Source organism: Roseiarcus sp., assembly GCF_052145395.1.
Classification (GTDB): domain Bacteria; phylum Pseudomonadota; class Alphaproteobacteria; order Rhizobiales; family Beijerinckiaceae; genus Roseiarcus.
The window spans coordinates 1-10534 of the sequence record NZ_JBKQOT010000500.1 but is presented as its reverse complement, the minus strand read 5'-3'; the positions used below and the strand labels follow the sequence as shown (position 1 = coordinate 10534).

Here is a 10534-nt window from a genome sequence, read left to right as displayed (position 1 = left end):
TTGACCGCCTTGCGCTGCGGAGAGCCGGCTCCGCGTGAAGCGTGAACGGTTCTCGGGGGCGGCTGCGATCCAACATGGGCCGATAAATCCTACATAGGCGTAAGCGAGGTTGCACCGATAGACCCGGAAAATACCCATTGTGACGGTCCGGACGTATCCCCACGCGCGCCGCTCCCGCGCGGCGTCGTGATCGTCAAGTCAGCGGCTTGCATCCTTGGCGAATGCGGGAACGACCACTAATTGCGCGCTCCTTCCGTAGCAGGACTGTTCACGAGGGCGGCAGGCCCGTCAGTGCCGCAGCGCGCGAGCGGATCAGCCCCGCCCGACGAACGGCATCTTGGTCGCCGTGATGGTCATGGTGAGGATGTTGGTCGAGAGCGGCAGGCTCGCCATGTGGACGATCGCCGCGGCGACCTCCTCGACGTCCATCATCGGCTCGACCGCGATCCGGCCGTCGGCCTGCGGCACGCCCTGCGTCATCTTTCGGGCCATGTCGGTCAGGGCGTTGCCGATGTCGATCTGGCCGCAGGCGATGTCATGCGCCCGGCCGTCGAGCGCAATCGACTTGGTGAGGCCGGTGATGGCGTGCTTCGTCGCCGTGTAGGGCGCCGACATCGGCCGCGGGACGTGGGCCGAGATCGAACCGTTGTTGATGATCCGGCCGCCCTGGGGCGTCTGCCGCTTCATCAGGCCGAACGCGCCCTGCGCGCACAAAAAGGCGCCGTTGAGGTTGACGTCGACCACCGCCTTCCATTGTGCGAAGGTCAGTTCGTCGAGCGGCACGGCGGGGGCGTTCTGGCCCGCGTTGTTGAACAAGAGGTCGAGCCGGCCGAAGCCGTCCTCGATCGTCCGGAACAGCTCGGCGACCGAGTCAGGATCGCCGACATCGCCGGAAATGGCGATGGCCCGGCGGCCGAGGTGGCCGATCTCGCGCGCGATGGCGACGAGCGGGTCCTTCCGCCGCCCGGCGAGCGCCACATTCCAGCCCGCGCGGGCAAGCGCCAGAGCGGAGGCCTTGCCGATCCCGACGCCGGCGCCGGTCACAAGGGCGAATTTTTCCTCGTTCATCGTTCCTCCCTCACCACAAGCGTTCGCCACGAAGGTCCGGCGCCATGCGCCACACCGCTGCGCCGAGCACGATCGCCCCGCCGAGCACGGTCAGGACGCCCGGGTTCTCGCCGAAGGCAAGAAACACCCAGACAGGTCCGAGCACAACGTCGAGCAGGCTGATCAGTCCCGCCTCGGCGGAGGGAATGAATTTCGCCCCCTCCATGAACAGGACGAAGGCGAGACCGATGGTGGTCAGCCCGAACAGGAACAGCACGGCGAGATCATAAAGATCGAGCGGCGGATGAGGCGAGAGCGCGAAGCCGACCAGGCCCGAACCGAAAGCGCCGATCGCGTTGACGGCGATCATCGACGCGCCCGGACGGCGGCGCTGCAGCACGACCATGCCGGCGAAGGCGACCGTCATCAGCGCCGATAGGGCCTGCCCGAGGAGCCGCCCCGAGCCGAGGCCGTTTTCGACCATGATGGCGATTCCCGCGAAGGCCGTGACCCCGGCCGCGAGCGTGCGCGCCGACACCCTTTCGCGGTTGACGAGCCAACCGATCGCGGCGGCGACGAAGGGAAGCGTGGCGTAGATGATCATGACGTCGGCGATGGTGGTGGTCATCACCGCGGCGGTGTAGGTGGAGATGGCGATCAGCGCCAAAGCCACGACGACCGGCGAGAGCCAGCCGAAGCCGAAGGATTCGTCCATTCGCCCGCGACGCCATTCGACGATCCCGACGACCGAGATCGAGGCGGCCCCGAGGGTCGCCCGCCAGCCCATCACCGTCCAGACATCGAGATGGCCGAGCACCCGGGCGAACACGCCCGCGAGGCTCCACATCACGGTCGCGGACAGCACGAGAAGGACGCCGCGCCGGCGCGCGGAGTTTTCGCCCAGCACGAGGAAGGCCTCCGGTTCGCTTTCTGGAATCGCCGGCGATGATACGGGTTCGCATGGGCATGCGCAAAATCGGCTCCCGCGAGCCCCCCGATTGCGCCGCCGACCTCACGCGGTGTAGGAGCGCAGAAAGCTCGGCGGGGGACGGACCATGCTCGGCGGAAACGTCAGCGAAATCGCCGCGACGGCGAACGTCGCCTTCCTGCTGGCGTTCCCGTCGCTGTTCTCGATCATCAACCCGATCGGCGGCGCGCTGATCTTCAGCGTCTACACGCGCGCCTTCTCTCGCCCGGACCGGCTGACGACCGCGGGACTGGTCGGCCTCTATTCGCTCATCATCATGTTCTGCGCCCTCTGGGGTGGGGCGTACGTGCTCAACTTCTTCGGCGTGTCGATCGACGCCGTGCGCATCGCCGGCGGCATGGTCGTTGCGCTCAGCGGCTGGCATCTTCTGAACTCCGGCGACCAGCACCCGGATCGCAAGACCGGCGACCAGCAGCCCGCGACGGGCGACGCCGACGACGACCCAAAGCAGGTCGCCTTCTTCCCGCTCACCCTGCCCTTCACCACCGGACCGGGCACGATTGCGGTGGCGATCACGCTAGGGGCGGAGCGGCCCAAGGACAGCGCCCATGCGCTCGCGTTCTTCCTCGGCGTGACGCTCGCGGCGATCGCCAACGCCGCGATCATCTGGATCGCCTATCGATTCGCGGACCGGCTGACGGCGGCGATGGGGGCCACAGCGCGGCAGGTAGTCGTGCGCCTGTCCGCTTTCCTGCTCGTGTGCATCGGCGTGCAGATTCTCGTCACCGCAGTCGGCGACCTCGTGATGAAATGGCGGGTGGGTTAGGCGCCCCTTGCCCCGCGAAGCGGGGGGCGGCCGAAGGCCGGATGACGGGCGGCGCGACCCGATGAACCTTGGCGCCGCCCCTCACCCCGACCCTCTCCCTTCCCGGGCTTGTCCCGGGGATCAGCGGGGCGAGGGGGGGTTAGCGCGCCGCCTTCTCCGCCGGATAGAGCGCCCGATACCGCTTGAGCCTCGGCGCGTGCAGCGCGGCGCCGTCGGCGTTGGGCGCAAAGCTCTTCTGCACCGGCGGGCGCGTGCAAATCGCTTCAACCGTTCCCGCCCCGGCCGCGAGCATGCCGAGCCGGGCGGCGCCGAGCGCAGCGCCCGCCTCCGCCCCTTGCGCGACGTCGATGGTCAGGCCGGTCACGTCGGCGATCATCTGCCCCCAAAAATCGGAGCGCGCCCCGCCGCCGACCAGCAGCGGCCGGACGGGCCGCGCGCCGGCCGCGTCGAGCACGTCGACGCCGTCGGCGAAGGAGAAGGCGACCCCTTCCATTACCGCAAAGACCAGCGCGTCGGCGCCATGGCTCGCCCTCAGGCCCGCGAACATCCCGGTCGCCTCGGCGTCGTTGTGCGGCGTGCGCTCGCCGCTGAGATAGGGCAGGAACACCGGCGCGGCGGCGATGGCCGCCTTCGACCGGGCGAAGCTCTGCGCAGAGGCGACGAGCGCGCCAACCTCGTTCTCGCGGCCAAGAATGCCCGCGATCCACGACAGCGACGAGGCGGCCGACAACATCACCGCCATGCCGTGCCAGCGGTTTGGCAGCGCGTGGCAGAAGGCGTGCAGGGTGCGCTCGGGCAGGCTGACGTAGCGGTCGGTCACCGAGAAGATCACGCCCGAGGTGCCGAGCGAGACGAAGCCCTCGCCGGCCTCGGTCGCGCCGACGCCGATGGCGGAGGCCGCATTATCCCCGCCGCCGCCGGCGATCGGGATCGCGCGACCTTCCAGGCCCCACGCCGCGGCGACGGCCGGCGACAGATGGGCCGAGACCTCGGAGCCCTCGACGAGGCGCGGCATGGCGGCGAGCGTGAGGCCGGTCGCCTCGAGCAGGCGCTCGTCCCAGCGCCGCTTGCCGACGTCGAGCCAGGACGTCGCCGCGGCGTCCGACATTTCCGAGACCGCCTCGCCGGAGAGGCGCAGGCGCACGTAATCCTTGGGCAGCAGCACGCGCTTCGTCGCCCTGGCGATCTCCGGCTCGTGCGCGGCGACCCACAGCATCTTCGGAGCGGTGAAGCCCGGCATCACGAGGTTGCCGGTAATCTGCTCCACCTCGGGGACGCGGCGCTTGAGTTCGGCGCATTCGGCGAACGAACGGCCGTCGTTCCACAGGATCGCCGGGCGGAGCGGCTTGTCAGCGGCGTCGAGCAGCGTCGCCCCGTGCATCTGGCCGGATAGCCCGATCCCCGCGAGCCTGGCGAACGCTTCGGGGGCTTGGCTTCGGATCGCCGCGACGCCGGCCTCGACGCCGCTGACCCAGTCTTCCGGGTCCTGCTCGCTCCATAACGGGTGCGGGCGCGACACGCTGAGCGACGGGGAGGCCTCGGCGACAACCTTCTGGTCGGCGTCGACGAGCAGCGCCTTGACCGAGGACGTGCCGATGTCGAGTCCGAGATAGGTGTGCGCGCGTTCGGCCATGGATTCCTCCCTCCCAAAATGCGGCGAAACCCTTACTCCAAAGCCGCGTCCTTGTCCGGCGCGAGGGGGCCCCGGCGGCAAAGCGCCGCGGCGCCGATCTCCCCCACGCGCCGACGGCGTGCGCGATCTGCGCGCCGGCCTCGTAATAGGCCTCGCGCAGCGCCGGCAGCGCCGGCGCGTCCGGCGTCGTGACGGGCAGCGGCAGGTCCTTTTCCGCGATCCGGCCGAGGACATGATCGGCGAGAATCCGGCCAAAAACGGTGCCGGGGCCGATGCCGCGGCCGTTGTAGCCGCAGAAGGTCACGACCCGGTCGGCAAGCCGGTGAAAGCGCGGCACGGCGTCGTGGGTCATGCCGATCATGCCGTACCATTCCGCCTCGAAGGCGACCGCGTCGATCTTGGGAAAAAGTCTTTTCAGCGCCCGCCGCGCCCAGGCGCGGTGGATCGGAAGTCCCGTCCCGCGCAGCGCCCCGACGCTGCCGATGACGAGCCGCCCGGCCCGGTCGAAGCGGAAGGAGCTGAGGATCGTCTTCGTGTCCCAACAGCCCTCGCGTCCGGGCAATATCGAAGCCTGAAGGTCGGGCTTAAGCGGCGCCGTGGCGAAGTTGAAATAGGGCAGATGGATCTGCTCGCGGCGGGGCGCCGGCCACGGCGCCCCGCCATAGGCGTCGGTCGCCACCACGACCCAGTCGGCCGTGACCGAGCCGCCCCCGGTCGCGACCCGCCACCCGCCGCCCGTCCACTCCGCCGCGCGAACCGCGCTCCGTGTATGGATCGCGGCGCCCGCCGCGAGCGCGGCGCCGGCGAGGCCGCGGACGTAGGCGAGCGGCTGAATCGTTCCGGCGCGCATGTCGAGGAGCGCGCCAGAAAAGGCGGTAGAGCCGACCCGCCTCGCAGTCTCCTCGGCGGAAAGCGGTTTGACCGGCGCGCCGCGCGCGCCCCATTGGCGCGCCCGCTCGGCGATCTCCTCGGCGCCGGTGTGGCCGACGGCGCAATGCAGCGTGCCGTTGTGAACCGGCTCGCAGTCGATCTTATGCTTCTCGATCGTCTCCCAGACCGCGGCCGGCGCGTTGCCGAGGAGTTTTAGCGCCCGCTCGCCGTAGTCGGAGCCGAGCGCCTCGATCATGTCGGAAGGCAGCACCCACATGCCCGCGTTGACCAGCCCGACATTGCGCCCCGCGCCGCCGAAGCCGACCTGGACCGCTTCGAGCGCGACGACTTTCGCGCCCGCTTCGGCAAGACGCAGCGCGGCCGAAAGCCCGGTGTAGCCGCAGCCGACGACCGCCACGTCGGCCTTGACGTGGCCGATCAGCGGCTGGGTCGGCGGAGCGGGGGGCGCCGTCTTTTCCCAGAGGCCGTGCGTGAGGAGGTCGTCGAGCATCGCGGGTCCGGATCCCTGAATCCGACAAACATAGGCGCGCGATCCGGGCCTCGCCAGCCGCAGCCGACCCAGCCGCGCCACGCCGCCCGGTAGCCGCGATCGCTGATCGCGGCTGACGCGGCCGACGACCGCGTCTACAACTCGCCTCATCGCAATTCGCCCGCAGAACCAAGGACGAAAGACCATGAGCGCTCTTTCCGGCATACGGGTCGTCGAGCTCGCGCGCATCCTCGCCGGCCCCTGGATCGGCCAGACGCTCGCCGACCTCGGCGCCGACGTGATCAAGGTCGAGAGCCCCGAGGGCGACGACACGCGCCGCTGGGGACCGCCCTTCGTCGAAACGGACGGCGAGCGGACAGCCGCCTACTATCACGCCTGCAACCGCGGCAAGCGCGGGATCGTCGCGGATTTCACCACGGCGCGCGGGCGAGAGATCGCGCTAAGACTCGCGCTGCGCTCGGACGTGCTGATCGAGAACTTCAAGGTCGGCGGCCTGAAGAAGTACGACCTCGACTACGAGACCTTGAGCGCGCTCAATCCGCGCCTCGTCTATTGCTCGGTGACCGGCTTCGGCCAGACGGGACCCTACGCCGAGCGCGCCGGCTACGACTACCTGACCCAGGGCATGTCCGGCTTCATGGACATCACGGGCGAGCCGGACGGCCCGCCGCAGCGGGCGGGAGTGGCGATCAGCGACCTCTTCACCGGCCTCTACGGCGTCATCGCCATCGAAGCGGCGCTGATTGAGCGGGAGCGGATCGGGCGCGGCCAGAGGATCGACCTCGCGCTCTTTGACACCACGGCCGCCATCCTCGCCAACCAGGCGATGAATTTCCTGGTGTCAGGGATTTCGCCGGGACGGACGGGGGCGGCGCATCCCAATCTTGCGCCCTATCAGACGTTTCCGGTCGCCGACGGCTTCGTCATCATTGCGGTCGGCAACGACGGGCAGTTCGGGCGCCTGTGCGGCGTCCTCGGGCTCGACGCGCTCGCAGGCGACGGGCGATTTTCGACAAACCCGGCCCGAGTCACGAACCGGGTGGAGCTTGCGCGCGAGCTTGCCTCCGCAACGCGCGGCTGGAAGCGCGACGCGTTGCTCGCCGCTCTGGAAACAGCCGTCGTGCCGGCCGGGCCGATCAACACCATTGCGGACCTGTTCGCCGACCCGCAGTTCATCGCGCGCGGCATGCGCATCGACCCGCAGGGGACGCCCGGCTTGCGCAGCCCGATCGTCATGAGCGAGAGCCGCCTTGTCCTCGACCGCCGCTCGCCGAAGCTCGGCGAGCACGAAGCGGAAATCTTGCGCGAGATCGGACTCGGCTGAGGCGCGGGCCTCGGCTTGACGGGGCTTCCCGGTCGCGTCCAAATCCTCCCCGAAAGGAAGAGGCCGGCATGAGCTCCATTCGGAACGTTTGCGTTTATTGCGGCTCGGGCGAGGGCGACGACCCCCGTTTCTCCGAAGCAGCCGACGCGCTGGGGAAAGCTTTGGCGAGCGAGGGAATCGGCCTCGTCTATGGCGGCGGCGGCGAAGGCCTGATGGGCCGCGTCGCGCGCGCCACGCTCGCCGGCGGCGGCTATGTCACGGGAATTATCCCCAGTTTTCTCGTGCGCAAGGAACATGCGTTGACCGAGGCTCAGGAGATGCTGGTGGTCGAGAACATGCACGAACGCAAGCAGGCGATGTTCGACCGGGCCGATGCCTTCGTCGCGCTCCCGGGCGGGATCGGGACGCTGGAGGAACTGGTCGAGCAGTTGACCTGGGCGCAGCTCGACCGGCACAAGAAGCCGATCCTGATCGCCGACATCAACGGCTTCTGGCGCCCGCTGCTCGCGCTTTTCGCCCACATGAACAATTCGGGCTTCATCCGCCGCGGGTTCGAGCTGCGCTACCTGGTGGCGGAGAAGATCGAGGACGTGGCGCCGATGCTGCGCGCGGCGGTCGTGAAGCGCGCCGGCCCCGAGCTTGATGAGGCCGCGTCCGTCCACAACATGTGACGCAGCCATCCCCCGAGACCCGCTGCGACAAACCGCCTCGCGTCGTCTCCTTTTCCCGCCGATCGAACGGCGCCATCGTCGCCGCCCCGGCGAAGACGATGCGTCGTCGGGTCGAGGGCTTGGTCGGTGTCGGTCTGAATCGCGGTCAGCGGCGCCGACAAGTTCAAAAAGGCGCTCGGCAAGCTGGCGGCGGGCAAGAAGACTGGCGCCACGGTCCCCAAGGGCAAGGGACTGCCAGATCGATCTTCACGTAACGTTCGCGGACGGCCAGACCACGGAGGCCAACGCCGTCGACGTCTGCACGCAGAAGATTCTCAACCTGACCGATTGAGACGGTTGGCCCCCCGGCCTTAAGCCGGAGGGCGTCCTCTTGGCGCGTTCAGCGCTTATTTCTGGCCGAACAGCTCGGCGACGTATTCCCAGTTGACCAGATGGTCGACGAAGGCCTTGAGATAGTCGGGCCGGCGGTTGCGATAGTCGATGTAGTAGGAGTGCTCCCAGACGTCGATGCCGAGGATGGGCTTGCCGCCGTGGACGAGCGGGCTCTCCCCGTTCTGGGTCTTGGTGGCCGCGATCTTGCCGTCCTTCAGGGTGAGCCACGCCCAGCCCGAGCCGAACTGGGTCACGCCCGCCTGGACCAGATCTTCCTTGGCCTTGTCGATCGAGCCGAACGAGTCCTTCAGCGCCTTCTCGAGCTCGCCCGGGATCGCGCCGCCGCCGTTCGGCTTCATCCAGCGCCAGAAGTGCAGGTGGTTAAAGTGCTGTCCGGCGTTATTGAACACCGCGGCGTTCTTGCCGAACGAGCCTTTGACGATCTCCTCGAGCGGCTTGCCCTCCCATTCGGTGCCCTTGAGCGCGTTATTGCCGTTGTTGACGTAAGCAAGGTGATGCTTGTCGTGATGATATTCGAGCGTTTCGCGAGACATGTGGGGGCCCAGCGCGTCGTAAGCGTAGGGCAGTTCGGGCAGAGAGAAACTCATGCGACGGCTCCTTGATGCAATATGCGGGAATCAAATTCGGAAGCCGAAGGACGATTGTCCAGTCGGGACGCAAGTTTTAGCCGGGCTGAGACGGCGCCGCAACTGAAGGCCGAAGCCCTTTGGCCGATGGCTGCGCCGACACGCGTTGACGCGTCCGCGCACGGCCTATGGCGCGGGCGGCCGCCTTCGCCTAACCTGAACGACAACGCAGCAGGAGGGCGCCATGTTCCAGCATATCCTCATCCCGACCGACGGGACCGACCTGTCGCGCAAGGCCGTGCTCTACGGGGTGCAACTCGCCAAGGAATCCAAGGCGAGGGTCACTGCCCTCACGATCACGGAGCCGTACCGGGTCGCGAGCATGGACGCGGTGCTCGTCTCGATCGGCGAGGACGAGTACGAGGAGGAATCCCAACGCGTCGCGGAGCAGGCGCTCGAGCAGGTCAAGATGGCGGCGGAAGCGGCCGGCGTGCCGTGCGACACGCTCCGCGAAGTGCACGACCAGCCCTATCGCGCCATCATCGACGCGGCCCACGCCAAGGATTGTGACCTGATCGTCATGGCCTCGCACGGACGTCGCGGCATGTCGGCGCTGCTGCTCGGTAGCGAGACGGTCAAGGTGCTCACCCACTCGACCATCCCGGTCCTCGTCTACCGCTGAGGCGCGGCTGGCGGAACGACCGGCTCCTCCGCGCGCTCGACCTTGAGCAGCGAGCCGTCTTCGACCGCCACCACCCGGACCTTGGCGCCGGCGGGGCAGTCTTCGCCTGCGACCCGCCACGAGCTGTCGCCGACGCGAATGCGGCCGTAGCCACGGAGGATCGCCTCGTCGAGAAAGAAATCCGCGCCGATCATCGCGTGCGCCCGGCTCTGCGGCAGCGGACCCGGCTCGGCGCCGAGGGACCGGTAGACCCGCCGGCCGATCAGGACCAGCGCCGCAACCAGCGCGCCGAACAGGACGAGCTGCGCGACGAAGCCCATCGGCAGGACATAATCCACAACCCCGACGACCGCCGCCGCGGCGCCGAACCAGATGAAGAAGGCGCCGGGCGCGAGCGTCTCCACCGCGCAGAGCGCGAGGCCGGCGACGAGCCATGCGAGCGCGGCGAAGCGGGACGATTCGACGAGCAGGTCCATCGAAGCTTCCGGCTCAGCCGCTCCAAGGAGAAACGCCGCCCGCCGGGGCGTTGGGCGGCGGCCCCGTCTGCGTCGGCGGGGCGGCGGGGGCCGCCAATGTCGTGTCCGGGACGGGGCTCGCCGGCCTTGGCCGCTGAGGACGCGGAATGGCCGCCGACGGGGCGACTGCGTCCCCGCCGAGGGCGCTCGCCGCGATCTGGCTCAGGCCGCCGAGCGTGCCGGCGAGCGAGGACAGCTCCATCGGGACGATGACGAGCTTCTGGTTGGGCGACTGCGCCAGCGCGTGCAGCGCGGCGATGTATTTCTCGGCGATCATGAAATTGACCGCGACCACGTCGCCCGCGGCGGTCGCGACGCTGATCAGCTGCGTCGCCCGCGCCTCGGCCTGCGCGGTGCGCTCGACCGCCTCCGCGGCGCGGAAGGCGGCGTCCCTGCGGCCTTCCGCCTCGAGCACCAGGGCGGCCTTGCGCCCTTCCGCACGGGTGATGTCGGACTGGCGCATGCCTTCCGCCTCGAGGATGACCGCCCGTTTCTCGCGTTCCGCCTTCATCTGCCGGCCCATCGCGTCGACGAGGTCCTTCGGCGGCTCGATGTCCTTGATCTCGAC

9 protein-coding genes and 2 pseudogenes are annotated in these 10534 nt (G+C 69.0%); 4 read left to right on the top strand and 7 right to left on the bottom strand.

Features of this window, described 5'->3' with window-relative positions:
• Positions 1 to 312: 312 nt before the first annotated feature.
• Both ACLP25_RS17240 and ACLP25_RS17235 read right to left on the bottom strand, forming a co-directional pair.
• Entirely contained in the window at positions 313 to 1068 is a 756-nt protein-coding gene (locus tag ACLP25_RS17240) for an SDR family oxidoreductase (protein ID WP_442470409.1), read from the bottom strand.
• Positions 1069 to 1078: 10 nt separating this feature from the next.
• Positions 1079 to 1954, bottom strand: coding sequence for a DMT family transporter (locus ACLP25_RS17235; RefSeq protein ID WP_442470408.1), 876 nt, complete (start codon positions 1952 to 1954; stop codon positions 1079 to 1081).
• Positions 1955 to 2102: 148 nt separating this feature from the next.
• Here ACLP25_RS17235 and ACLP25_RS17230 point away from each other — a divergent pair, with 148 nt between their 5' ends.
• A complete protein-coding gene (locus ACLP25_RS17230; RefSeq protein ID WP_442470407.1) occupies positions 2103 to 2801 on the top strand; it encodes a MarC family protein in 699 nt (232 codons plus the stop codon).
• Positions 2802 to 2940: 139 nt separating this feature from the next.
• Here ACLP25_RS17230 and xylB read toward each other — a convergent pair whose 3' ends face one another.
• Entirely contained in the window at positions 2941 to 4434 is a 1494-nt protein-coding gene (xylB, locus tag ACLP25_RS17225) for a xylulokinase (protein ID WP_442470406.1), read from the bottom strand.
• A gap of 106 nt (positions 4435 to 4540) precedes the next feature.
• Positions 4541 to 5815, bottom strand: a pseudogene (locus ACLP25_RS17220) (NAD(P)/FAD-dependent oxidoreductase); the annotation flags it as partial.
• Positions 5816 to 5999: 184 nt separating this feature from the next.
• Between ACLP25_RS17220 and ACLP25_RS17215 the strand changes: the two are divergent.
• Together ACLP25_RS17215 and ACLP25_RS17210 are read left to right on the top strand one after the other, a co-directional pair.
• Positions 6000 to 7139, top strand: coding sequence for a CaiB/BaiF CoA transferase family protein (locus tag ACLP25_RS17215; RefSeq protein WP_442470405.1), 1140 nt, complete (start codon positions 6000 to 6002; stop codon positions 7137 to 7139).
• A 68-nt stretch (positions 7140 to 7207) separates the two neighbouring features.
• The gene (locus tag ACLP25_RS17210) at positions 7208 to 7810 is read left to right on the top strand and encodes a TIGR00730 family Rossman fold protein (protein ID WP_442470404.1); all 603 of its coding nucleotides are present in this window, start codon (positions 7208 to 7210) and stop codon (positions 7808 to 7810) included.
• 386 nt (positions 7811 to 8196) lie between these two features.
• On the opposite strand, the gene ACLP25_RS17205 is transcribed toward ACLP25_RS17210, so the two are convergent.
• Complete coding sequence (locus ACLP25_RS17205; RefSeq protein WP_442470403.1) at positions 8197 to 8790, bottom strand: superoxide dismutase; 594 nt, start codon at positions 8788 to 8790, stop codon at positions 8197 to 8199.
• A 223-nt stretch (positions 8791 to 9013) separates the two neighbouring features.
• Between ACLP25_RS17205 and ACLP25_RS17200 the strand changes: the two genes are divergently transcribed.
• On the top strand, positions 9014 to 9451 hold the full coding sequence (locus ACLP25_RS17200; protein WP_442470402.1) for a universal stress protein: 438 nt from the start codon (positions 9014 to 9016) through the stop codon (positions 9449 to 9451).
• Here ACLP25_RS17200 and ACLP25_RS17195 read toward each other — a convergent pair.
• Positions 9442 to 9927, bottom strand: coding sequence for an NfeD family protein (locus tag ACLP25_RS17195; protein ID WP_442470401.1), 486 nt, complete (start codon positions 9925 to 9927; stop codon positions 9442 to 9444). The two genes, ACLP25_RS17200 and ACLP25_RS17195, sit on opposite strands and share 10 nt — an antisense overlap.
• A gap of 13 nt (positions 9928 to 9940) precedes the next feature.
• Positions 9941 to 10534, bottom strand: a pseudogene (locus ACLP25_RS17190) (hypothetical protein); the annotation flags it as partial.

Coding starts and splice junctions, on each gene's coding strand:
- ACLP25_RS17240 (WP_442470409.1), bottom strand. CDS start 1,068: ATGAACGAGGAAAAATTCGCCCTTGTGACCGGCGCCGGCGTCGGGATC.
- ACLP25_RS17210 (WP_442470404.1), top strand. CDS start 7,208: ATGAGCTCCATTCGGAACGTTTGCGTTTATTGCGGCTCGGGCGAGGGC.
- ACLP25_RS17205 (WP_442470403.1), bottom strand. CDS start 8,790: ATGAGTTTCTCTCTGCCCGAACTGCCCTACGCTTACGACGCGCTGGGC.
- ACLP25_RS17200 (WP_442470402.1), top strand. CDS start 9,014: ATGTTCCAGCATATCCTCATCCCGACCGACGGGACCGACCTGTCGCGC.
- ACLP25_RS17215 (WP_442470405.1), top strand. CDS start 6,000: ATGAGCGCTCTTTCCGGCATACGGGTCGTCGAGCTCGCGCGCATCCTC.
- ACLP25_RS17230 (WP_442470407.1), top strand. CDS start 2,103: ATGCTCGGCGGAAACGTCAGCGAAATCGCCGCGACGGCGAACGTCGCC.
- ACLP25_RS17195 (WP_442470401.1), bottom strand. CDS start 9,927: ATGGACCTGCTCGTCGAATCGTCCCGCTTCGCCGCGCTCGCATGGCTC.
- xylB (WP_442470406.1), bottom strand. CDS start 4,434: ATGGCCGAACGCGCGCACACCTATCTCGGACTCGACATCGGCACGTCC.